Genomic DNA, 23740 nt, shown 5'->3' with positions numbered 1-23740 from the left:
ATGCACACCAAATATGCCTTACCATAAGTTTGATTTTTCTTGATTAGCTCACGTAATATAAAAAGATGAAACCACACTCCAATACTGCCGAGTCAACTCAGCATATAACAACGACCATCGACAGGACTCTCCAGCAGGCCGTTGCTCTCCACCAAGCAGGGCAACTGCAAGCTGCCGAGCAGCTTTATTCAAAAATTTTGCTAGTACAACCTAATCACTCTGAAGCACACCACAATATGGGTGTTTTAGCGATGCAGATGAAAAAACCTGATGCAGTATTGCCGCACTTTATGGCAGCATTGGAAGCAAACCCAACCCATGGACCATATTGGTTAAGTTATATCGACGCCCTGATTAAAACTGGCCAGTTAGACGCTGCACGTGAAGTACTGGCACTTGCGCGACAACAGGGAATAGGGGGGGGGGAAATAAATGCATTAGCTATTAAATTAAGTGATAGTGCAACTACCATAACGCCATCAACAATTGAATATAAGCATGCCTATAAGGAACCTCAGCCCACGTCTTTATCAGCCTCAAACAAAATTAAAAATAAACCTTTAAAATCAGGTAAATCAACCAAAAAATCTGCCACTCACAATAAAAAGGCACCTGCTCCTCAAGATGTAAATTCACTAGTATCTCTATTCACGGAGGGACATTTTACAAAAGCAGCAAGTGTTGCTCAAGCAATGACCGTACGCTACCCTTTGCATGGATTTGGCTGGAAAGCCTTAGGTGCAGCATTTAATCTGTTGGGACAAAATACAAATGCACTAGCACCAATGCAAAAAGCAGCAATGCTTTTGCCCTATGACGCAGATGCGCATAGCAACCTTGGTATCACACTTCATGAGCTGAACCGACTTGACGAGGCCGAAGCAAGCTGCCGAAGGGCACTTGAGATAAACCCAGAATTAGTCGCAGCACACATTACCCTATCCTTTACATTGCATGAGTTGAATAGATTTGACGAAGCCGAAATGTGCTGCCGTAAAGCGCTAGAAATCAATCCAGAATATGCTGAAGCATATAATAATCTTGGTAATGCCCTCAAAGCACAAGGCCGACTGGATGAAGCCGAAGCAAGCTACCGTCGAGCGCTAAATATCAAGCCTGATTTTGCTGAAGCACATAGTAATCTGGCAGTCATTCTTCACGAATTAGGCAGGTTAGACGAGGCCGAAACCAGCTGCATTGTAGCTCTCAGAATCAAACCCGTTTATGCTGAAGCGCACAGCAATTTAGGTGTCATTCTTCATGAATTGGGCCGGCTAAATGAAGCTGAAGCCAGTTACAGACGTGCGCTAGAAATCAAGCCCGATTACGCTGAGGCAAATTGCAATTTAGGTGCAACTCTTTTTAACTTGGAGCGGTTGGATGAAGCGCAGAGTTGCTACCAACGGGCCCTAGACATTAACCCAGAACTAGCTGATGCGCATTACAACTTGGGTAACACCCTGAAGAGCCAGGGAGAACTGCAGAAAGCCGAGATATGCTATCAAATGGCACACCAAAAGGGATTATATGGTGCTCGTATAAGGAAAGCATTATTACTTCCGTCAATTATGGGAACAAAACCAGAATTATTCAGAAGCAGAGCTAAGTTTGAACAAAACCTTGATAAACTAATAGAGGAAAATGTACCGATTAATGAACCTTTAAAAATCATCGGAGAAACTAATTTCTATTTAGCCTATCACGGCTTAAATGACCGGGATTTACAAGTCAAGATAGCTAAATACTATGAGAAAGTCAGCCCTTCACTACTATTTATTGCCCCTCATTGCTCAAAATCTAAATTAGTTGCATCGAAAAAAATTAGAGTTGGTTTTTTTTCCAAATTTTTATATAGCCATTCCGTATCACTCTGTTTTAGCAAAATAATTGAATCATTATCTTTGAAACCGCAATTAGAAGTAACCTTGATTTCGAACAGTTCTATCGATGATAACATTTACGCGAATTTTGCAGGAAATCGTGTCCGTATTCCTTATAATTTACCTGGGGCTCGGAAAATTATTGCCGATTTGGAGCTCGACATAATGGTATATCTAGATATAGGCATGGAACCACTCAGCTATTTCATGGCTTTTTCCCGTTTGGCGAGAGTGCAATGTGTTTTAACAGGTCATCCAGTAACGACGGGCATTGCAAATATCGACTATTTTCTGTCTACTGACCGTATGGAACCAAATAACGCAGAAGAACATTACAGTGAAAAATTGGTTCGTTTTCCATCTCCAATAGTTTACTTTTCACGACCATCATTACCAGCAATACTTAAAACTCGCTTGGAATTAGATTTACCAAATGATCAGCATATTTATATGTGCCCGATGAAATTACAAAAACTTCACCCTGATTTTGATGAAGCAATAACCAGAATTCTGCAACTCGATGAAAATGGTGTAATTATACTGTTTGAAGATGATTTGAGACCATACTGGAAGCACGATGTTATTAAACGATTCCAGAATACCATCCCCGAACATCTTAGGGTAAGAATTATCTTCCTTCCTTGGTTAAGCAATCCTATAGATTTTATGAGTGCCATTTCTGCTGCCGATGTAATTTTGGACCCATTCCATTTTGGTATAGGTTCGACGGCCGCCATGACTTCTATAACTGGGACACCGCTTGTAACGAAAGTAGGAGAGTTTATGCGTGGCAGGGTTGGAGCATATTATTGTGAGATGCTTGACTTGTCTGATTGTGTCACGAAAGACACCGAGAATTATGCTAAAAAAGCAGTGCAAATCGCAAGCGATCAACAATTACGAGATAAGATCAGCAAAAATATACTAAAAAACAATTCTGTCCTTTATGAAAATCTGCAACCAGTCGATGACTTGATTGACTTTTTTAATTCTGTAATGAGTGATAAACACTCTGTCTAAACTTACCGGCACAGAGCAAAAGGTGTTTCTTATATTCAATTGCCAGGAATAGTGGGGACAACTATTATTAACTAAGTGGGGTTAGAAGGTTTTATTGCACATGACGAGGAAAATTTTGTACAAAAGGGGGTTAATTTGGCCTGTGAACTTGAAACACTCGCCGATCTTCTGGCTGAGTTGAGGGAGCGTTTTCAACAATCTGCTCTAGGCCAACCTGAACTGATTGCAACTGTTTTGAAACGAGCGTTGCATGTTATGTGGCACAGATGCAGTGACAGACTGCCAGCAGAATCATTTGATGTATGGTAAAAATCATACACAAAAAGGCATTAAAACGCTTGGAATCCGCTTAGTAATTTTAAGTTTTCACTCATCAACAAGTTCCTGTCCAGGAAAAAGCACTTCAGTAAAACCAAAAAACCGCATATCTTCTATTCGCATCGGATAAAGAATACCATTCAAATGATCCACCTCGTGTTGCACTACCCGTGCATGAAACCCTTCAACCACTCTGTCTATCTTTTCGCCTTTAGGATCAAAACCTTTATAACGCAATTGCTTATAACGCGGCACCTTGCCACGCATTCCCGGTACTGACAAACACCCTTCCCAGCCCTCCTCCATCTCTTCATTGATAGTAGAAAGCTCAGGATTAATGAGAACGGTGTATGGGACTTGCTCTGCATCAGGGTACCGGGGATTGTGACCAACACCAAAAATCACTACTTGCAAACTGACGCCAATTTGCGGAGCGGCTAATCCGGCACCATCAAGCGATTCCATGGTGTCATGCATATCCTGTATCAACTCATGCAATTCAGGCGTATTAAATAGTTCGACGCGACTAGAAATCTCCAGCAAGCGGGGGTCACCCATTCTCAAGACAGGCTTAATCGCCATTATCCAGATCCACAAGGTGTTCAAGGATGTTCCTGACGCGGCCCATTGATGCCTTTAAAACAGTGTCAATTTCTTCATAGCTGATGCGATGAGCGCTAGAACCCCGACCAGCGGCATAGTTGGCGACAACACCTATCGTTGCGTAGCTCAATCCAATTTCTTTCGCTAAAGCAGCCTCTGGCATGCCAGTCATACCCACCATAGTGGCTCCATCGCGCTCCAAGCGATCTATTTCAGCCTTGGTTTCCAACCTGGGACCTTGAACAGAAGCATACACACCGCCATCAACAAATTTCTCGCCTGCTGCCAATATTCCATCTTTGCATCTACTGCGCATGTAATCACAATAGGGTTCTGTAAAATCCATATGGGTGACAGGCTTCCCATTTCCTTCAAAATACGTATTTTTGCGACCATAGGTGTAATCAATTATTTGATCTGGCACTACAATGACGCCTGGAACCAAATCAGCATGTATACCCCCCACAGCGGCTACAGATATCACATTTTTTACCTTTTGAGAGTGGAGTGCCCAGATATTCGCCCGGTAATTCACTTCGTGAGGTGGAATTGTGTGCCCATAACCATGGCGTGCCAAAAAAATGACGCTATGACCACAAATATTGCCGAATGTAAGCGCGCCTGAAGGTTCCCCATAGGGAGTACGTATCACTTGCCGATGCGTAATTTCAAGATTGGCCAATTTGGTTAACCCTGTACCGCCGATAATTGCTAACATTGTTTTTCCTTATTCTTTCATGGCGTAGATAGCCGGCAGATTACGCCAAGCTCCCTGAACATCCATCCCGAATCCAAATACATATTTATTGGGTAATTGCATACCAACAAAGTCTGCTTGAATCGGTTTTTGTTTGCCAATTTGTTTATCTGTAAATACTGCACTATAAAAAGCGCTGGCTCCCAGTGACAGCACTTTCTCTCGTATCGCAGCTAACGTATGACCTTCGTCCAGTATATCGTCCAATACCAGCACTACGCGTCCTGCCACATTTTCGCGTGGCATAACTTTCCAGTCCAGTAATCCACCCTGAGTATTATTGCCATATCGAGTGACATGAATATAATCGAAATCCAGGGGAAAACTAAGTTTTGGCAACAATTGTCCTGTAAATACCACTGCTCCACCCATCACACTTAAGACCAAGGGGTGCTTGTCGGATAACGCGACTGTTATTTCGCTGGCTATTTGCGCGAGAGTTTCTGATACTTTCTCACTTGAAGCGATAAGCTCTGCATTGTTAAGGACATCAAGTGCTTTGTTTGCGTCGAGCATGGCTTTCGGATTGATATTTGGTAATATGGGTATTGTGCCGAGATAGGTATATGTTTGGCAAGCTAACTGTGTACTTCAAGGCAAAAAAAAGAGCAAAGGCGAACTAATGTTCCGCCTTTGCTCTTTTTATGGTTTTTTCTATTTAGAAGAACGTAACCTGTAAATGCTTTTAGTAAGTCAGTGTAACAACATCTTCATCCATAGCTTGCTCAATGACATAAGCACCACCAATGGTTTCTTCAATTTCAGGGATCAGATCTTCACCCCATAGCTCCAGTGTTGGAGTACAAACCTTGAATTTTACACCAGCTTCATGTGCATCTTTCATGAATTCGTAAACACTCTTTGGTGATCCTTCTTTTACAAACAGCTTATCAGCTACACCTTTTATAGCCAACTCACCAGAACGACCGGTAAGAATAACCTCTACTTCAAAGTCCATTGCAGCGGCAACAGTTGCTTGAAAAAAGGGGGCGCCTAGTTCAGAACCGTTGGATGGATCGGTGTTAACCATAATAATCATCAATTTATCTGCCATGTTCACTCTCCAACACAAGAATTTAAGAATATGCTTCTAATCTAAAAAAGCAATTGCAGTATTATAACCTAAATGGGAATATTTCTCATCAAAATATTCCCATTTTAAAACTATAGTTAAAACAATGCGATACAATTGATAGTTAATAAACGGCGAAAATTAATTATAGTTGAACAATAACAATTTGTTGGCACAAACTGATAATTATTTATGGGTCTTAGGAAGTTAAGCGCGTTTTAAAGTGCGCTAACTTACTAAGATGATTAATAAAAATAGATATTATTGCCGTTCTCGAATCAGCGAGGCTAAATTCAGTCAGCTTGTAAGATGTTTTGCTCTCGATTTTACGGCTTCGAGTACGGCTGAATTGATCGGCATTTCGGTGCGATCTGTGAATAGTATTTACCTGAAGATTCGTCTTCGTATGGCTGAAGCTTGCGAAGTGGCAACTCCCCTTAAAGACGCTGTTGAAGTTGATGAATCTTATTTTGGGGCACGTCGCGTCAGAGGCAAACGAGGGCGTGGTGCTTATGGTAAAACAATTGTATTTGGACTGTTGAAACGGCAAGGTAAAGTGTATGCCGAGATTGTGCCAGATTGCTCTAAAGCTAGGCTGCAAGGCATTATCAGAGGCCATGTAGAACCCGCTACTGTTATTCATTCGGATGGCTGGCGCGGTTATGACGGCCTGGTTGATATTGGATTCGATAAACACTTTCGAGTGAATCATGGCGAGAATGAATTCGCGAATGGTGAAAGGCATATAAACGGCATTGAGTCTTTCTGGAGTTATGCAAAACGCAGGCTGGCCAAGTTTAATGGCGTACCTAAACATACGTTCTATTTGCATTTGAAAGAAACTGAATATCGCTTTAATCATCGTCGTGATAATCTTTACCTTGGACTACTCAAATTATTGAGGTTAAACCCGCTTTAACTTCCTAAGACCCTTATTTATTTAATGCCAACTTAGCGCAGACAGTGCCGAGGTAGTCAGTAAACTCTTCGCTTACTTCAGAGTGTTTCATGGCAAATTCAACAGTTGCTTTAAGATAACCAAGCTTACTACCACAGTCATATCGAGTTCCGGTAAATTCATAGGCCATTACTTGTTGTTCTTGTAACAACGCAGCTATGGCATCGGTCAATTGAATTTCATTACCAGCCCCTTTTTGCACCTTTTTCAGATGATCAAAGATGCGAGGAGTCAAAATATACCGTCCTACTACACCTAATGTAGAAGGAGCATCTTCAGGTTTTGGTTTTTCCACAATGTTGGTGATTTTGTGAATTTTTTCAGAGATAGGCTGGGCAGCAACAATGCCATATTGAGAAGTTTCCTCACGTGCAACATTTTGCACCCCGATAACAGAGCTTTGATAATAGGTAAAAAGATCAACCATTTGCTTCAACACAGGTGGCTCACCATCTATCAAATCATCTGCCAGCATAACAGCGAAAGGTTCATCTCCAATAACAGGTTTTGCGCACAACACGGCATGACCTAAACCAAGTGCCTCTACCTGACGGATAAATATACAGGAAACATGGCTTGGGATAATATCCCTGACCATTTCAAGCATGCGTGTTTTACCACGCGCTTCCAGTTCTGTTTCCATTTCATATGCTTTGTCGAAATGATCTTCAATGGAACGCTTGGTGCGACCCGTGATAAAAATAAGATCAGTAATGCCTGCAGCCACTGCTTCTTCAACTGCATATTGAATCAAAGGCTTGTCTACGATGGGCAACATCTCTTTCGGGCTGGCCTTAGTAGCTGGCAAAAAACGGGTTCCCATACCCGCCACTGGAAAAACAGCCTTAGTCACTTGTAACATCAATAACCCCTCATTCCCTTTAATATTTATATTATTCGCTTAACAATTTTATAAGCGACTCTTCATCCAGTATAGGTATACCTAATTCTTGCGCTTTTACGTATTTGCTGCCAGGATCTGACCCCACAACAACATAGTCCGTTTTCTTTGATACACTGCCGACAACTTTTCCACCAGCGGCTTCAATCTTTTCCTTTGCACCTTCCCGCGAGAGATTTGGCAACGTACCAGTCAGCACGAATGATTTACCGCTTATAGCGTTCTCTGGTGGCGCTACCCAACCCTGCCCTTCCTCCCATTTTACACCTGCGGCACGCATTTGCTCGACAACTTCCCTGTTATGCGTTTCTCTGAAAAACTGAACAATACTTTGCGCAACTACGGGTCCGACATCTGGCATCTGCTGCAACATGGCTTCATCCGCTTCCATCAGCTTATCCAGACTGCCGAAATGTCGCGCCAGATCTTTAGCCGTTGTTTCCCCCACATTACGAATTCCCAGTGCGTATATAAAACGCGCTAGCGTGGTGTTTTTGCTGTGTTCAATTGCCTGTAATATATTACTGGCAGATTTTTCAGCCATGCGTTCAAGATTGGCCAAAGATAGCATGCCGAGTTTAAACAAATCTGATGGCGTTTTGATGACATGCGTATCCACCAGCTGATCAACCAGCTTTTCTCCCAGTCCTTCAATGTCAAGCGCGCGACGACTGGCAAAATGCAGAATTGCTTGCTTGCGTTGTGCCGGACAATATAAACCTCCGGTACACCGGGCAGCCGCCTCATCTGGCAAACGAATCACATGCGAACCACACACAGGACAAAGTTCAGGCATTTCAAATTCCCGCACTGCAGATGGGCGTTTATCCAAAACCACACTCACCACTTCAGGAATCACGTCACCTGCACGTCGCACCACTACGGTATCACCGATTCGCACATCCTTGCGACGAACTTCATCTTCATTATGTAATGTAGCATTAGTCACAGTTACACCGCCGACAAATACAGGCTTGAGGCGCGCCACAGGAGTAATTGTCCCGGTTCTGCCAACTTGCACATCAATATCCAGCACTTCAGTCAACGCTTCCTGAGCAGGGAACTTGTGCGCGATGGCAAAGCGAGGGGCACGGGAAACAAATCCTAATTTATCCTGCTGATTCAAATCATTTACTTTGTAAACTACGCCATCTATATCGTAGGGTAAATTGGCACGCTTACTGCCTATTGTTTGATAATACCCCATCAAACCATGAGATCCGCGAACCACACTGCGCTCTGCGCACACAGGTAAATGCAGGGATTCCAGATAGTCCATCGCCGCACTATGTGTTTCAGGCAAAGTGATGCCTTCCGTTACACCCAATCCATAAGAGAAGAAAGTCAGTTTTCGCGTTGCTGATATGCGAGGGTCCAGTTGTCGTAAAGAACCTGCCGCCGCGTTACGGGGATTAGCAAACTCTTTTTCCCCTTTTGCTATCTGCATCTGATTAAGTTTGGCAAAATCGGCTTTCAGCATGAGCACTTCACCCCGAACTTCCAGCAATGCTGGAGGAGGATTTGCATGCAACCTCAGGGGAATTGAGTTAATGGTTCGTAAATTAGCTGTAACATCTTCACCCGTATTACCATCGCCACGGGTTGCACCTTTTACCAGCTGGCCATTTTCATAAGATAATGTAATAGCCAGGCCATCAAATTTAGGTTCAACGGCATATTCGACATTATCGATTCCCAGACCTTCGCGAACCCGGTGATCAAATGCGATTACCTCTTCCTCTGCAAATGCATTGTTGAGAGAAAGCATGGGAGTACGGTGGGTGACTTGCGAGAATTCTTTTAAAGGTGCTCCCCCTATTCGTTGCGTGGGAGAGTCCGAACTAGCCAGTTCAGGAAAATTTGCTTCCAGCTCCTGCAATTCCCGAAACAGTTTATCAAACTCAACATCAGGAATAACAGGCGCATCCAGCACATAATATTGATAATTGTGCCGCTCAATTTCTTCACGCAGATGTCGAACGCGTTCGACGATTTGTGGTGTAAACCGCATTTAAGAAAATAAATTTAAGGCGCGCTGGCTGCCTGCACTAATATGACGGGCATCCATTTTTGTATAGATGTTTGAAAGCTGCTGTCTAATAGTAGCAATGCTCTTTTCATCCAGTTTATTCCGGTTATCGTCTACCAAATCACCGTTTAACGTATGTGCAACCTGTTTTGCAAGCGTAACCATACTGTTAAATGTGTGTATCCCGCCCGGTGCGCGCGGCACGTCAAACAGGAATGTCACACCATGGGTAACCATGTGTTTGATATTATCTGCTGAGAACGGAATTTCATCATGATTTGACAAAGAATAAAGTGAGACTCCATCATCATTCAGTAAATGGAAGGTACCATCCGCCTGCAATTTCATGCCTGCCGCTTCTGCTTGAGCGCGAATTTTAGTTGCGGGCAAGGTTTCACCATTATGGCTAAGCACGTTCAACCCTATAAGGACATCCACTTCAGCACAAAAATCATCCAGTTCTATTGCGCGTTGCAATGCTGGCTGTTTCTCAGGGCAATCCATTAAAGCTTGCAAATCAGCTGCAATATTTTGAATGCCATCGCAAAACATATCTAACTGCACTTCAGATAAATGCCCTTTGCGATCAGCCAACTGCAGGCTTACCCTGATTTTTTCATATTCACCTGGATGGGCAGGGCTTATTTCTTCCCATGCGCCCGTTTGCATATGTTGCCCGGACCAGTGAACAGGTTTGCCAAGTGCAGCAAACTGTTGTAATAACAAGGCAATATCTTCAGTAATGATTGTTTCCCCGGCCTGTAAAGTTGCAACATACGCAATGCTGTCATCCACTTGCTGTGCTTTGGCAGGTTCATTATGCTGCTGATGTTGGGGTTTAAACTTGGGCTCTTCAGTTACTTGAATAATTGGTTCTTCTTCATGCTTTACCTCTACAATCGGCTCCTGCGACCATTTTGGTTCAGTATGGGGTTGTTTGAATGTTGGTTCTTCCGGTTCAAATTTTGGCTCGATACGCCATTCTTCTTTTGGAACAATTTCATCAATATGCAAACTGCTCTTTTCTGGATTAGCTGTGCTATCAAGCAACACATCATCATGTTTTGATTTGAAATGTGCATCGGCTATCCGACGAAACTTTCTTTCCTGAAACCGGTTGAAGACAAATACTCCGGCGATAACAATAGCGCCTATTCCAAGTAAACTAATTTGAAGATCACTCATCACGTTACTACATTCTCCTAAACGGTAGCTTCTTCACTCAGCCGCATGGCATTTTCCATATCTACAGCAACCACCCGCGAAACGCCGGATTCCTGCATGGTAACACCGATTAACTGCTGAGCCATTTCCATTGCTATTTTATTATGGCTGATAAATAAAAACTGTGTATTTTGCGACATTTTTTTAACCAATTCGCAAAACCGTACTGTGTTCGAATCATCCAGCGGTGCATCCACTTCGTCTAAAAGGCAGAAAGGTGCAGGGTTAAGCTGAAACAAAGAGAATACCAGAGATAAGGCCGTGAGTGCTTTTTCTCCTCCAGAAAGTAGGTGAATCGAGCTGTTTTTCTTTCCTGGGGGCTGAGCAATCACTTGAATACCGGAGTCCAGAATCTCATCTCCTGTTAACACCAGTCGTGCATGTCCGCCACCAAACAAAGTAGGGAACATTTCGCCCATATGCCGATTTACCACATCAAACGTATTCTGCAAGCGCTCCCTGGTTTCCTTGTCGATTCGCCGTATCGCATTCTCAAGTGTAGCAATAGCCTCATTCAAATCAGTTGCTTGTGTATCCAGATAGGACTGCCTTTCTTGTGCAGTATTCAATTCTTCCAACGCAGCAAGGTTTACTGCGCCAAGTTCAGTAATAGCTTCATTGATCTGTACGATTTTAGCCTGCAACACGCCGGGCTTTGTACCTGCTTTTAAGGTAGCGGCTAGCTCTGCCTCATTAGCATCAATTGCATGCAGCTGTTCCGCAAATTGAGCGACACTTAATTGTGCAGCCTGCTCTTTAAGGCGCATTTCACCAATTTTATCCCGCAAAGGATTCAGCTTTTGCTCTGAAATCAGCCGCTCTTTTTCTATAACACCAAGAGAATTGGTAAGTTCTGCAAGATAATCACGTGCCATAGCCAATGCTTTTTCTTTTTCTTCACGAATTGCCAACGCTTGCTGTAAGTCTAGTTGAATAGGCGCTTCACCTAATTCAGCCTGCTCTAACTGCAGCTCTTCCAGACGTTCCTGCAAGATGGTTAAATTTTCACTTGTTACTTTAATAGAGTTCTCTATTACACTGATTTTACTGATACACGTCCGCTCAGCATACTCAGCGCTTTGTATTTCTCGTTCAGCTTGATTAACTGCTTCACGCTGACTATTCAACACGTTTTCGGCATCTGAACGCTCCTGTGCGATATCGTCCATCTGTTCGCGCAAAACTTCTACTTGCGCCCGATATTCACTTTGGTTCAATGCACTGCTCTCTCGTTGCTCGCTTTCAGCGAGCATTTCAGCTGAAATTTCTTCAATTTCCTGGGCTAATTGTTCTTTTCGTTGCACAACCTGATTTTCCAACTGGGAAAGTTTCAACACTTCCAATTGGAGCTTATGATGGTGTTGTTGTGCCTCGGAAACCCGGGAACGCATATGCATGCTTTCAGATTTTTGTTTCTCCAGCATCTCATCTGCAGCCACATGCGCTTCTGTAAATTGCGACAACATCGCACGTTTATGATCCAGATCGCTTTGCAACTGTTCTATTTCGCGTTGCCTTGCCAGTACACCATGCATTTCAGATTGCTGCGCATGGAAGGAAACGCTATGTCGAGTAAATAAATGCCCTTCCTTACATACAACCATGACGCCTTCCGGTAAATCGGGCTGAATCAACCAAGCCTCAGCACAATGCTCAACCGTAAACACTGGACTCAACCATGCATCAAAAAGGGCAGGAGTATAACTTCCCTTCCAAGAGGTTTTTTGGTGAAATGGCACTAGATCAATTTTATGCTGCGAAATTTCCAATGCAGAAGTCTGTTGAATATTGGCTATCACCACTTGCGCTGGGGGTGCATCGTTCAACCACGCTTGCGATTCGCTGAAATCATTCAGCATGATGGCATTCAAGCGTTCGCGCAGCACGCTTTCCATAGCGTTTTCCCAACCTGGCTCAATCTGGATGTTTTGCCATAAGCGCGGTAAATTTTCCAGCTGATGCTTGATTAGCCAATCTTGCAATTTTTTGTTTTGATCCAGTCTGTTTTGCACTTGTTTCAGCGCATGCAACTGCGCTTCAAGGCGAGTGATTTGTTGCATTTCATTTTGCAAGGCGTGATCTGCTTCGCGTTTAGTCTGCTCTGCAACAGGTAATAACGCTTGCAACTCTGAAAGTTCCGACTGAAATTGGTGCAGTTGTTCTTCAGTCATGGCTAAGTCTTCCCGCGCATTACTTAGCTTATCCAGATCAGCTTGTGGCAGGTTCATTTGTTCGTGTTTTAATCTTTCAAGCCGCGCTTGCAGCTGCTGTAAGGTTTTTACTGCATAGGCACGATGCGCTTCTTCCAGCTGGTACCCTTGCTCCGATTGAGACAAATTACGCTGAATTTCTGTCATACGGTTTTGGCAGGTCCGAAAAGCCTCCTCTGCAAGTGGCAGGTTTAACTTTGTTTCCTGCACCTGCTCACGGCACTGAACAACATGTTCCTGCACGTCTGCAAGTTCAATCCGTATTTGCGCGAGATTGGATTTAGACTCTTCCAGGTTTTTAATATGCTGTTCATATTGACCTTTGTGCGTCGCAATCTGATGCACCAGACGTTCACGGTTTTCATGCTGGTACTGTACTTTTTGTTCCAGCTTGGCAACTTCAGCGTTACTGGCATACAAATCACCTTGCGCATCATGCAACGCATCTCCTGCTGAATAATGATTCGCCCGCACCTCTTCCAACCTTTTTTCTGACTCCCTCAGGGTAGCAGTTTCCGCCTCCAACTCATTGGTTAAACGCAGGATATCCTTCTCGCAACGTTCCCGCAGATTTTCGCTTTCGTATTTTCTCAACAACCACAACCAACTTTGCGTGGTTTTTAACTGCAATTGTAAATCCTGATATTGCGCCGCTACTCTTGCCTGAACTGCCAGTTTCTCAATCTGTTTATCCAGTTCTTGCCGGATGTCGTCCACCCGCAGCAGGTTTTCTCTGGTATCCGAAAGTCTGGATTCGGTTTCTTTGCGTCGCTCCTTGTATTTGGAGATTCCCGCCGCTTCTTCCAGAAATACACGCAATTCTTCAGGGCGCGCTTCAATAATGCGCGATATCATGCCTTGTTCGATAATTGCGTAGGCGCGAGCTCCAAGCCCCGTCCCCATGAAGATGTCTGTTACGTCTCGTCGACGAACATGGATATTATTAATATAGTAGGAAGAATCGCCAGCACGTTGCAATATGCGCTTGACAGCAATTTCGGCATATTGCGACCACTGCCCTGCCGCTTTACCCAAACTGTTATCAAAAATCAGTTCAACACTAGCGCGTGAAACCGGTTTGCGACCACTGGAGCCGCTAAAAATCACATCCTGCATGGATTCACCACGCAATTGTTTTGCCGAGGATTCACCCAGTACCCAGCGTACAGCATCAATCACATTTGATTTGCCACAGCCATTCGGGCCGACCACACCGACCAATTGCCCGGGGACTGGAATGACGGTTGGATCAACGAAGGACTTAAAGCCAGCTAATTTTATATGGGTCAGGCGCAATTTAAATGAATAATAGTAAGTTGAGTACAGACACGCCGCAGCCCAAAACAGGTTAAAATGCAATTTTAACCGATTTAAGCGAGACAAGAGAATGCCAAGCCAACCAAGTCAATCTTTGGAGACATTCGACAACCCAAATCCTGAACGTGATTTCCATATTCACATGGAAATTCCAGAGTTTACCTGCTTGTGCCCCAAAACCGGCCAGCCTGATTTTGCAACGCTTTATCTTGACTATATCCCGGATAAACATTGCGTAGAATTAAAAAGTCTTAAGCTTTATATATGGGGATACCGCAATGAAGGCGCTTTTCATGAGGCTGTCACTAACCGCATTCTAGATGATCTGGCCAAAGTGACCAAGCCCAGATTTATGCGTTTAACAGCTAAATTTTTTGTGCGGGGTGGAATTTTCACCAACGTCGTAGCCGAATACCGTAAAAAAGGCTGGGAACCTAAACCTTTAGTAGATTTGACTCGCTTCGATTCACAGTCAAATACACGTGGCTGATACATATTTAGGCATTGATTTCGGCACCAGTGGTGCTCGTGCCGTACTGATCGATGCAAATCAGACAATAGTGTACGAAACACGGATTGATTTTGATCAGCACTCTGATGACCAAAATCTTGCAACAGTTTGGCAAACTGCACTTTTTGATTTAATCACTCAGATTCCATTTGCGCCTCGCACCAAGATTCGTGCAATTGCAATTAATGGCACTTCGGCTACCTCGCTGATCTGCAATGCACTCAATCAGCCAGTACTGCCCCCACTTTTATACAACGATGCGCGCGCGCAATCGAAAGCAATAGAACTGCAATCGATTGCACCACCCGACCATGTGGTCCTAAGCGCTAGTTCAAGCCTTGCAAAATTGCTCTGGTTCAGTAAACAGCCGGAATTTAAAAAAGCTCGGTATTTTATGCATCAGGCAGACTGGCTGGCATCACTATTGCATGGCAAACCGGGGATCAGCGACTATCACAATAGTTTGAAACTAGGATTCGATCCTGCAGAATTGCGCTACCCCTATTGGGTATTGGCATTACCTGTTGTGCACATTTTGCCTAAAGTCGTCCAGCCTGGCACTTTTCTCGGCCGCATTCAGGAAAAAACTGCCGAACAGCTATCCCTCCCTTCTGATTGTCGAATCATTGCAGGGACTACAGACAGCATCGCTGCATTTTTAGCTAGTGAAACGAACCAACCCGGCCATGCGGTTACATCGCTTGGATCTACTTTAGTGTTGAAACTACTCAGCCGCACACGAGTTGAAGCAGCACAATATGGTATTTACAGTCATCGGCTTGGTGACTTATGGCTTACAGGTGGCGCTTCTAACACCGGAGGCGCAGTGATCCGCAGTTTTTTCAGTGACGATCAATTACAAACATTAAGTACAAACATCAATCCAGCTGTAGCAACCAATCTTGATTACTATCCGCTACTGAAACCTGGAGAGCGCTTTCCTGTAAACGACCCGCTTTTGCAACCGCGTCTTTTGCCGCGCCCTGATGATGACACAGCATTTTTACATGGCTTATTGGAAAGCATCGCCAAAATTGAAGCACAAGGTTACCAATTACTTGAACAGTTAGGCGCATCCAAACCAAGCCTTGTGCTGACTGCTGGCGGCGGTGCCCACAATCCAACATGGACTGCGATAAGAGAACGTCTTTTAGATATTGATGTACGAATTTCCGAGCACACAGAAGCCGCCTATGGCTCTGCCTTGCTTGCTGTTAATGAGCAAAATCTGATAGCTTCCTATCAATGACAACTTCAACCCAATTTACTGATTCAGATGGTATTTCTTACAAGGCAATGTTGCCATTAAGCTGGTCGCCTGTTATCACGGCTATTTCATCATCCACATTATCAGACTGGATGGATACCAACATATATCTGTTGCGCGCTTTAACGACCATGGAAACGCTGCCTGCAGAGAAAGACAACGAAATGGGCACTGTTGCGGCGATCGCCTTTGAACGACTGGAAACTAAAGTAGATCTTGCCCTTACACTTTTAGCGACGCTTTTGGAGCAAAAGGGTAGTTTTCCAAACCCTGTTTCAGTCAACTTGTCTGCAAACGCAATGGAATGGATCGCTGAAGAGGGACCGAGTCCCAACACGGAAATAACCCTATCTCTCTATCTCAGCAAAAAAATACCGCAGGCCATTATTTTCCCCGCTAAAGTGACACATTCAAAAAGAATGGAAGGTGGGCTTCATACCCGTGCTGAATTTATCAATTTAAGCGAAGAAATGCAGGACTGGCTTGAGCGTACGCTTTTCAGGTATCACCGGCGCGAAATACAATTACGGCATAGCGGAAAAACTCCCTGAAAGCACTAAACCTCGACAAATTCCAGCGCATTCCCATCCGGATCACGACAAAACAAAGCGCTTCGTCCTGATTTGCTGAGGGTAAAAGGAATGCTGGCTTCTTCCAACATCTTTTGCAGTACCGCAATATCCATTACGCCAAGCGCAATGTGTCGATCATTGCCTCCATGTTCAGGTCGGACCGCATCTTTATCCGGATTTGGCAGTACCAATAAATGAATTTGCTGAGCGCCAATTTCGTACCAAACACCATCAAAACGCATTTCCGGACGCAACTGGCTTGGTACAAGTCCTAATACATCTTCGTAAAACCCTTTGGCTTTATTCAAATCAGAGACAAGTAACGAGCTGTGCAAAAATTTAGCTATATTAGACATCTTTCTGTTCCAGTTTGCCTGAAAAAAGGCTGGCAGTAATAATCATTGCCCCCCCAACCCATTCCCTCAACATCATCTTTTCGCCCGCCAAATAGTAGGCAGAAATTGCGGCAACAACCAATTCAAACAAAAATATCACAATTGCCTGATTGGAAGGCGTATGGGTCAATCCAAATTGCACCGTAACAGTCGCTAAGAATGCAAGCAAACCTAACCCCAACAAAATTCCCCACGACGATGCTGACAAGATCAGCAGTGGTGAAAGCATATCAGGTTGAAATAGTGGGGGCATGATTGCGATAATGCTGACACCTGCAAACACACTTAAAGATTTAAGATATATATCATGATAATGCGCTTTACGCGTTAACACGTTCGAGAGCGCAAACATCATTCCGGCAGATAACCCAAACCATTCAGCACTGTTCTGAGGAAGTGGTAACCCATTTACAGACGACCATAACATCACCATGGCACCACTGAAAGACAATGCTAAAACTGTATAACCATGACGATTTAAACGCTCCCCCAAGATCATGCGTGAAAGCAATACCGTCCAAAGCGGGGAAAGATAGAACAAAAGCAGGACACGCATCACTTCGCCATGAATCACCGCAATTGCATAGGCAAGGTTTGTCCAGCCGGCAGTAATAGCAATCAGAATAAGTATCGTTTTTGAAGGAGGAAGCTGCCGCAGCGTTTTGTGAAAGAAAAATATCCCTAACAGCAACGCGATACCAAACATCAAAAAAGTGGTCAGTTCGCCAGATACACCTTCCTTCTCAAGCAATCGAAGCGGGTACCAAACAAGCCCCCAAGTCACGGCACCGCTCAACAATCCTGAAACAGCTAAAACTTTTTGTTTTGAAGGCACTCTTTAAACCTTTATAATTTGATGTTTCGAGAATCTCGAGTCCAGAATAAAAAATGAATCCTAACTTACAGCAACTGCATCCCTACCCATTTCAGAAACTGCGTACGCTGTTTCAGGGGATTACCCCAAACAGCACACTGCCGCATATTAACCTTTCCATCGGTGAGCCGAAACATGCAACCCCGGAATTTATTCGTGAATCCCTCATAAAAAATCTGGATGGATTGTCGAACTACCCCTTAACACAGGGCACAGAGGCGTTGCGCAATGCAATTGGCACTTGGCTAAAAAATCGTTATGGTCTGCCTGAAATTAATGTTCAAAATCAAGTGCTACCAGTGACAGGGAGCCGGGAAGCGCTCTTTGCTTTCGCTCAGGCTGTTATTGACCCCACCAAACCCAATCCGGTTATTATTTCGCCCAACCCCTTTTACCAAATATATGAAGGTGCCGCGATTTTAGCAGGTGCTACGCCTTATTTCATCAACACCACACCCGATAGTAATTACGTCATGGATTTTGCGTCCGTTCCCAAGGAAACTTTGGCTCGAACGCAACTGGTTTACGTTTGCTCGCCCGGCAATCCCACTGGGAAAGTCATGTCATTGGGCGAGTGGGAAAATCTGTTTAAACTCTCAGACGAATATGGTTTCACCATTGCTTCCGACGAATGTTACTCGGAAATTTACTTTGACGGTTCCCACCCACCGTTAGGTGCATTGCAGGCTGCCCATCAACTGGGTAGAGTTGATTTCCCCAAACTTGTTGTTTTCAGCAGCCTTTCCAAACGCTCCAATGTACCAGGCATGCGCTCAGGCTTTGTCGCAGGTAACGCTTCAATTCTTGAGCAATTTTTGTTGTACCGCACCTATCATGGTTGCGCCATGAACCCGGCCGTTCAAGCGGCGAGTGCAGCAGCATGGAGCGATGAATCGCACGTAGAAGAAAATCGACGTATGTACAGCGAAAAATTTGCCAGCGTCACCCCTATGCTGCAAGGTTTTCTGCAAGTAGAAATACCGGATGCCGCTTTTTATTTATGGGCAAAAACGCCTATATCGGACACAGAATTCGCGCAAAGACTTTATCGGGATTATAATGTTACGGTTTTACCTGGCAGCTATCTTGCCCGAGACGCCCACGGAATCAACCCGGGCCAGAATTTCATACGCATCGCATTAGTGGCATCACTTGAAGAATGCGTAGATGCCGCTGAGCGCATCAAACAATGCGTAGAAAATATTGAAGCGTAGACGGAATAATCAATAATCTACATTAATTTTTAATTTTAGTTTATTGATATTTAACATATATAAAATTTACATCAAACTTATTTAGGAAATGATTATTATGCATGAACTCCAATCCATCATTGACGAAGCATTCGAACGCCGTGCGGACATCACACCTCGCAATGTTGATTCCAAGCTGAAAGATGCTGTAGTTCATGTTCTGGACGAACTGGATAAAGGTACTCTACGCGTTGCCGAAAAAATCAATGGTGACTGGGTGACCCATCAGTGGTTGAAAAAAGCGGTTTTGCTTTCTTTCCGTATGGAAGATAACTTTTTTATCAAAGGTGGATTCACCAACTACTACGACAAAGTGCCTTCCAAATTTTCTGATTACAATTCAAAAGATTTCCGTGAAGGTGGCTTCCGCGTGGTTCCACCCGCTGCAGCGCGTAAAGGTTCTTACATCGGCAAAAACGTTGTATTGATGCCTTCTTACATAAATATTGGCGCTTATGTGGATGATGGCGCCATGGTAGACACCTGGGCTACCGTTGGTTCTTGCGCGCAGATTGGTAAAAATGTGCATTTATCCGGTGGTGTAGGTATCGGTGGCGTACTGGAACCAGTACAAGCCAATCCAACCATCATTGGCGACGACTGTTTCATCGGCGCACGTTCTGAAGTGGTAGAAGGCGTGATCGTTGAAGACGGTTGTGTTATCTCCATGGGAGTTTACATCGGCCAAAGCACAAAAATTTACAACCGTGAAACCGGTGAAGTAAGCTACGGCCGCGTTCCTGCAGGTTCAGTCGTAGTAGCTGGCAACCTGCCTTCTGCTGATGGCAAATACAGCCTTTACTGTGCGGTAATTGTGAAACAGGTAGATGCTAAAACCCGTTCCAAAGTGGGTATCAACGAACTGTTACGCGGCATATAAGAACTCTGATTTTACATAGATACGGCGGTTGATTTTAAATCAACCGCCGATTTCAATCTGATCATTTAGTTAATCACGATACTTTTGCTTGTGGCACTCCCGGTCTTGGGTAATCGTACCGACAACACACCATTTTTGTAACTGGCTTCAGCTTTTTCACTATCCACATTATGCGCTAGCGGGATTGCTCGCTGAAAACTGCCATAAGCACGCTCCATGATGTGATACTGCCCTTCTTCAGATTCTCGGGAAATGCGCTTTTCCCCAGTTAAATATAAAGTATTGCCTTCAATTGTAATATTGCAGTCTTCTTTCTCCATTCCAGGCACTTCCAGCCGCACAATGATTGATTCATCCGTTTCAACCACTTCCCCCGCCAGTAAGCTCCAACTTGGAAACTGGGATAAAGATATTTCACCACCCTGATTATCTTCGTGTTTTTTCGTAAAATGCGTTAACGCATTGCTGCTTCTGCTTAACAATTCACGCCATCCATCCGATAAATTCTCCCAAGTACGGTTCAGTTCACGACCTATTTCTTTCCCCACTTTTCTTAATGAATCCAGCATAACCACTTCTCCAATTAATAACCTTTTATCAACTATAGCTAATCGCGATGGAATTACAATCCTATCCAACGTTTACACAAACTAGCAGTAAGTGTTTAAAATAGCCCTTTTCAGAAGAAAATTTCTCATGAAGCTTTACGGCATTCCTAATTGCAACACCGTGAAAAAAGCGCGTGTCTGGCTATCTGAACAAGGCCAAACAGTTGAATTCCATGATTTCAAAAAGCAAGGTGTCTCAGAGGCGCTGTTGAAAAACTGGGTCAAACTCGCAGGGTGGGAAAAGCTGGTAAACCGCAAAGGCACTACCTGGCGCCAACTGCCAGATGGAATCAAAAACAGCATCGACAATGAAGCGGCCGCCATCCAGCTAATGATGGAAAAATCCTCTGTTATTAAACGGCCTGTATTGGAAAATAACGGCAAGATCGCAGTAGGGTTCGACGAAACCATCTATCAAGAAATGCTTTCGCAACCGAATTAATTGATAAGAGGCTTTTAATGAAAGTAGTATTCGCACTTGCACTGCTGATATTTAGCCATACAGCCTTTTCAGCTACTTCCAATGTGTATGAGAAGTCTGTCTCCAAAGATATGGAAGCAACTTATCAAAATGTCTATAAGGCGCTGGAAGATAATGGGTTTTACGTCATATTTGAACCCAATATTGGCAAAAATCTGGAAAAATTTTCAGCAAAATGGGGTAAGGAATACAATCAGAACAAACTGGAATCCATACGCAGCATGGTTTTCTGCAGTGCCTGGTATGCTAACCAGATCAGTAATAGTGATCCATCCTTGCTCGCCCTTTGCCCGCTCCATATCACACTAACACATAAATCAGGGCAAACTACGATTCTGTTTATTAAACCGAGCGTTGTAGCTAAAGGTAGCGCAGCTGAAAAAATCGCGAAAGAATTAGAAAACGACGTTATTAAATCATTGGAAAGCGGACTCAATGCAAACTAACACCTTAGAGCTGGCAAAAGAACTCATCTCCCGACGCTCTCTCACTCCGGACGATGCGGGATGTCAGGAAATCCTGATCGACCACCTGGAAAAACTTGGCTTCAAAATCGAAAAAATGCGCTTCGGTAATGTCGATAACTTCTGGGCACGGCGTGGCACAACTGCCCCCATCATTTGTTTTGCTGGCCATACTGACGTGGTGCCTACCGGCCCTATCGAGAAATGGGATAGTGAGCCTTTTACTCCTACAATACGTGATGGTATGCTATACGGTCGTGGCGCTGCAGATATGAAAACATCACTCGCGGCATTTATTACGGCCATTGAAGGCTTTCTTGCTGACAACCCTAATCACAACGGTTCCATTGCGTTGCTGATTACTTCTGACGAAGAAGGCGTGGCTGTGGATGGAACAGTTAAAGTTGTTGAAACATTGAAAGCACGCAACGAACTGATTGATTGCTGCATTGTAGGTGAACCAACTTGCGTGACCAAATTGGGCGACATGCTCAAGAATGGCCGCCGTGGTTCACTTTCCGGCAATCTCACCGTCAAAGGCATACAAGGGCATATTGCTTATCCTCATCTAGCCATAAACCCCATCCATATCGCTGCACCAGCCATTGCAGAGCTGGCAGCAACTCGCTGGGATGAAGGTAACGAATATTTCCCCCCTACCAGTTGGCAGATATCTAATATTCAAGGCGGAACAGGTGCGACCAATGTAATCCCGGGGGAAATGAATATGCTCTTCAATTTTCGCTTTTCCACCGCAAGCACCGTTGAAGGATTAAAAGAACAAGTACACAGCATCCTGGATAAACACGGTCTGGAATATGACCTGAAATGGGAACAATCCGGAAAACCCTTCCTGACTCCTAAAGGCAGCCTGGTTACCGCAGTAAGCCAGGCAATCAAAACTGTCACGGGTATTGAGACAGAGCTTTCAACAACTGGTGGCACATCAGATGGCCGATTTATAGCAGACATCTGTCCGCAAGTTGTTGAACTGGGACCACTCAACGAAACCATTCATAAATTGAACGAATGCGTTGCCGTTGCTGACATTGAACCGCTAAGAGAAATATACCGGCAGACGCTGGTTAACCTGTTGGCCCAGCCTGGATAAAAGCATGTTCATAGAAGCCAAAACACAACTGACTACCGTCCGCGACTTACTTCGCTTTGCCGTGAGCCGCTTTAATGAAGCGGAGCTCGCATTCGGTCACGGTACACAAAATGCCTACGACGAAGCTGCTTATTTGATTTTGCATACATTACATCTGCCACTTGATACTTTGGATCCCTTTCTGGATGCCAAGCTCCTGCCTTCAGAACTAGAGACCGTATTAAAAATACTGGAAAAACGCGTCAAAGAACGCACGCCTGCCGCCTATCTCACCCATGAAGCATGGCTAGGTGATTTTCGGTTTTATGTAGATGAACGAGTAATCGTACCTCGCTCATTCATTGCCGAACTGCTGCGGGAACAGCTAACCCCTTGGGTAGAAAATCCAGATGCAGTCACAACCTGCCTGGATTTATGTACTGGTTCGGGTTGCCTGGGGATTCTCATGTCTTATGCCTTCCCCAATAGCATGATTGACGCAGTAGATATATCTGAGGATGCGTTGGAAGTTGCATATCGTAACGTGTCAGATTACGGCCTGGAAGATCGCGTTCACTTAATTAAATCTGACTTATTTGAGTCATTGCAAGGCAAACACTACGACATTATTATCAGCAACCCGCCCTATGTAAATGCCGAAGCCGTCAAAGCCCTCCCCAGTGAATATCTACATGAGCCAAAGCTCGCTCTGGGCAGTGGAGAAGATGGGTTGGATGCAACGCGCATTATTTTACGTGATGCACCTAAACATCTAAATGAAGGTGGAATTCTGGTTGTTGAAATTGGACACAATCGGGATACGGTAGAAGCCGCTTTCCCTGAGATTGACTTTACCTGGTTAAATGTCAGTGCGGGTGATGAATATGTATTTATGCTGGCACGCGAGCAATTGATCTGAAGCTTGTAAATATATATGGACGCAGTGAAACTTGCGCCCATATTGAAAATCCCAAGATAAAGTAACTAATAAATCCACGAAATGGCTTCTATCAAATGCAATATAGTGTCCAAGCGTCTGCCAGAGTGAAGCTAATT

22 protein-coding genes are annotated in these 23740 nt (G+C 44.2%); 11 read left to right on the top strand and 11 right to left on the bottom strand.

Annotation, left to right across the window (positions count from 1 at the left end):
- The first annotated feature begins 65 nt into the window (after positions 1-65).
- Positions 66-2900, top strand: a complete 2835-nt coding sequence (locus EDC63_RS00625) for a tetratricopeptide repeat protein (protein ID WP_124947867.1) — start codon at positions 66-68, stop codon at positions 2898-2900.
- A 366-nt stretch (positions 2901-3266) separates the two neighbouring features.
- On the opposite strand, the gene def is transcribed toward EDC63_RS00625, so the two are convergent.
- From def to EDC63_RS00605, 4 genes are all read right to left on the bottom strand, one after another.
- Positions 3267-3800, bottom strand: a complete 534-nt coding sequence (def, locus tag EDC63_RS00620) for a peptide deformylase (protein WP_124947868.1) — start codon at positions 3798-3800, stop codon at positions 3267-3269.
- Entirely contained in the window at positions 3790-4539 is a 750-nt protein-coding gene (locus EDC63_RS00615) for an S-methyl-5'-thioinosine phosphorylase (RefSeq protein ID WP_124947869.1), read from the bottom strand. The genes def and EDC63_RS00615 overlap by 11 nt, the downstream gene beginning before the upstream one ends.
- A gap of 9 nt (positions 4540-4548) precedes the next feature.
- Complete coding sequence (locus EDC63_RS00610) at positions 4549-5094, bottom strand: hypoxanthine-guanine phosphoribosyltransferase (RefSeq protein ID WP_124947870.1); 546 nt, start codon at positions 5092-5094, stop codon at positions 4549-4551.
- 169 nt (positions 5095-5263) lie between these two features.
- On the bottom strand, positions 5264-5632 hold the full coding sequence (locus EDC63_RS00605; RefSeq protein ID WP_124947871.1) for a DsrE/DsrF/DrsH-like family protein: 369 nt from the start codon (positions 5630-5632) through the stop codon (positions 5264-5266).
- Between the two features lie 259 nt (positions 5633-5891).
- On the opposite strand from EDC63_RS00605, the gene EDC63_RS00600 reads away from it, so the two are divergent.
- Positions 5892-6569: an IS1595 family transposase gene (locus tag EDC63_RS00600; protein ID WP_124947872.1), complete on the top strand. Its 678-nt coding sequence runs from the start codon at positions 5892-5894 to the stop codon at positions 6567-6569.
- A 13-nt stretch (positions 6570-6582) separates the two neighbouring features.
- Here the strand turns inward: EDC63_RS00600 and galU are convergent, their stop codons facing one another.
- The 4 genes from galU to smc are packed head-to-tail and all read right to left on the bottom strand — an operon-like array spanning position 6583 to position 14331.
- A complete protein-coding gene (gene galU, locus EDC63_RS00595) occupies positions 6583-7470 on the bottom strand; it encodes a UTP--glucose-1-phosphate uridylyltransferase GalU (RefSeq protein WP_124947873.1) in 888 nt (295 codons plus the stop codon).
- A 31-nt stretch (positions 7471-7501) separates the two neighbouring features.
- Positions 7502-9520, bottom strand: a complete 2019-nt coding sequence (ligA, locus tag EDC63_RS00590; protein WP_124947874.1) for an NAD-dependent DNA ligase LigA — start codon at positions 9518-9520, stop codon at positions 7502-7504.
- Entirely contained in the window at positions 9521-10723 is a 1203-nt protein-coding gene (locus tag EDC63_RS00585; RefSeq protein ID WP_124947875.1) for a cell division protein ZipA, read from the bottom strand. It abuts the gene before it with no gap.
- A 17-nt stretch (positions 10724-10740) separates the two neighbouring features.
- Positions 10741-14331: a chromosome segregation protein SMC gene (gene smc / locus EDC63_RS00580; protein ID WP_223272262.1), complete on the bottom strand. Its 3591-nt coding sequence runs from the start codon at positions 14329-14331 to the stop codon at positions 10741-10743.
- 28 nt (positions 14332-14359) lie between these two features.
- Between smc and queF the strand changes: the two genes are divergently transcribed.
- Genes queF through EDC63_RS00565 form a run of 3 tightly spaced genes read left to right on the top strand, consistent with a single transcriptional unit; the run spans position 14360 to position 16618 of the window.
- Positions 14360-14779, top strand: coding sequence for a preQ(1) synthase (gene queF / locus EDC63_RS00575; RefSeq protein ID WP_124947876.1), 420 nt, complete (start codon positions 14360-14362; stop codon positions 14777-14779).
- Positions 14772-16049: an FGGY-family carbohydrate kinase gene (locus EDC63_RS00570; RefSeq protein WP_124947877.1), complete on the top strand. Its 1278-nt coding sequence runs from the start codon at positions 14772-14774 to the stop codon at positions 16047-16049. Before queF ends, EDC63_RS00570 begins: the two co-directional genes overlap by 8 nt.
- Positions 16046-16618, top strand: coding sequence for a PilZ domain-containing protein (locus EDC63_RS00565; protein ID WP_124947878.1), 573 nt, complete (start codon positions 16046-16048; stop codon positions 16616-16618). Before EDC63_RS00570 ends, EDC63_RS00565 begins: the two co-directional genes overlap by 4 nt.
- Before the next feature lie 5 nt (positions 16619-16623).
- On the opposite strand, the gene EDC63_RS00560 is transcribed toward EDC63_RS00565, so the two are convergent.
- Both EDC63_RS00560 and EDC63_RS00555 read right to left on the bottom strand, forming a co-directional pair.
- Complete coding sequence (locus EDC63_RS00560) at positions 16624-16995, bottom strand: VOC family protein (RefSeq protein ID WP_124947879.1); 372 nt, start codon at positions 16993-16995, stop codon at positions 16624-16626.
- The gene (locus EDC63_RS00555) at positions 16988-17869 is read right to left on the bottom strand and encodes a DMT family transporter (protein WP_124947880.1); all 882 of its coding nucleotides are present in this window, start codon (positions 17867-17869) and stop codon (positions 16988-16990) included. Before EDC63_RS00555 ends, EDC63_RS00560 begins: the two co-directional genes overlap by 8 nt.
- A gap of 53 nt (positions 17870-17922) precedes the next feature.
- On the opposite strand from EDC63_RS00555, the gene dapC reads away from it, so the two are divergent.
- Together dapC and dapD are read left to right on the top strand one after the other, a co-directional pair.
- The gene (gene dapC, locus EDC63_RS00550) at positions 17923-19122 is read left to right on the top strand and encodes a succinyldiaminopimelate transaminase (RefSeq protein WP_124947881.1); all 1200 of its coding nucleotides are present in this window, start codon (positions 17923-17925) and stop codon (positions 19120-19122) included.
- Between the two features lie 97 nt (positions 19123-19219).
- Positions 19220-20041, top strand: coding sequence for a 2,3,4,5-tetrahydropyridine-2,6-dicarboxylate N-succinyltransferase (dapD, locus tag EDC63_RS00545; protein WP_132920858.1), 822 nt, complete (start codon positions 19220-19222; stop codon positions 20039-20041).
- Positions 20042-20106: 65 nt separating this feature from the next.
- On the opposite strand, the gene EDC63_RS00540 is transcribed toward dapD, so the two are convergent.
- Positions 20107-20610: an Hsp20/alpha crystallin family protein gene (locus EDC63_RS00540; RefSeq protein WP_124947882.1), complete on the bottom strand. Its 504-nt coding sequence runs from the start codon at positions 20608-20610 to the stop codon at positions 20107-20109.
- Between the two features lie 127 nt (positions 20611-20737).
- Between EDC63_RS00540 and EDC63_RS00535 the strand changes: the two genes are divergently transcribed.
- From EDC63_RS00535 to prmB, 4 genes are read left to right on the top strand one after another with little or no spacing between them, the layout of a single operon-like run.
- Positions 20738-21091: an ArsC family reductase gene (locus tag EDC63_RS00535; protein ID WP_124947883.1), complete on the top strand. Its 354-nt coding sequence runs from the start codon at positions 20738-20740 to the stop codon at positions 21089-21091.
- A 17-nt stretch (positions 21092-21108) separates the two neighbouring features.
- Positions 21109-21576, top strand: coding sequence for a DUF302 domain-containing protein (locus EDC63_RS00530; protein ID WP_124947884.1), 468 nt, complete (start codon positions 21109-21111; stop codon positions 21574-21576).
- Positions 21566-22705, top strand: coding sequence for a succinyl-diaminopimelate desuccinylase (dapE, locus tag EDC63_RS00525; RefSeq protein ID WP_124947885.1), 1140 nt, complete (start codon positions 21566-21568; stop codon positions 22703-22705). The genes EDC63_RS00530 and dapE overlap by 11 nt, the downstream gene beginning before the upstream one ends.
- Before the next feature lie 4 nt (positions 22706-22709).
- Positions 22710-23603 carry a 50S ribosomal protein L3 N(5)-glutamine methyltransferase gene (prmB, locus tag EDC63_RS00520; RefSeq protein WP_124947886.1) on the top strand — a complete coding sequence of 298 codons (894 nt, stop codon included), beginning with the start codon at positions 22710-22712 and terminating at the stop codon, positions 23601-23603.
- Positions 23604-23740: the final 137 nt, after the last annotated feature.

It is taken from the genome of Sulfurirhabdus autotrophica (assembly GCF_004346685.1).
In the GTDB taxonomy this organism is placed as follows: Bacteria; Pseudomonadota; Gammaproteobacteria; order Burkholderiales; family SMCO01; genus Sulfurirhabdus; species Sulfurirhabdus autotrophica.
The sequence above is the reverse complement of the archived record's forward strand: the minus strand, read 5'-3'. Positions and strand labels throughout refer to the sequence as shown.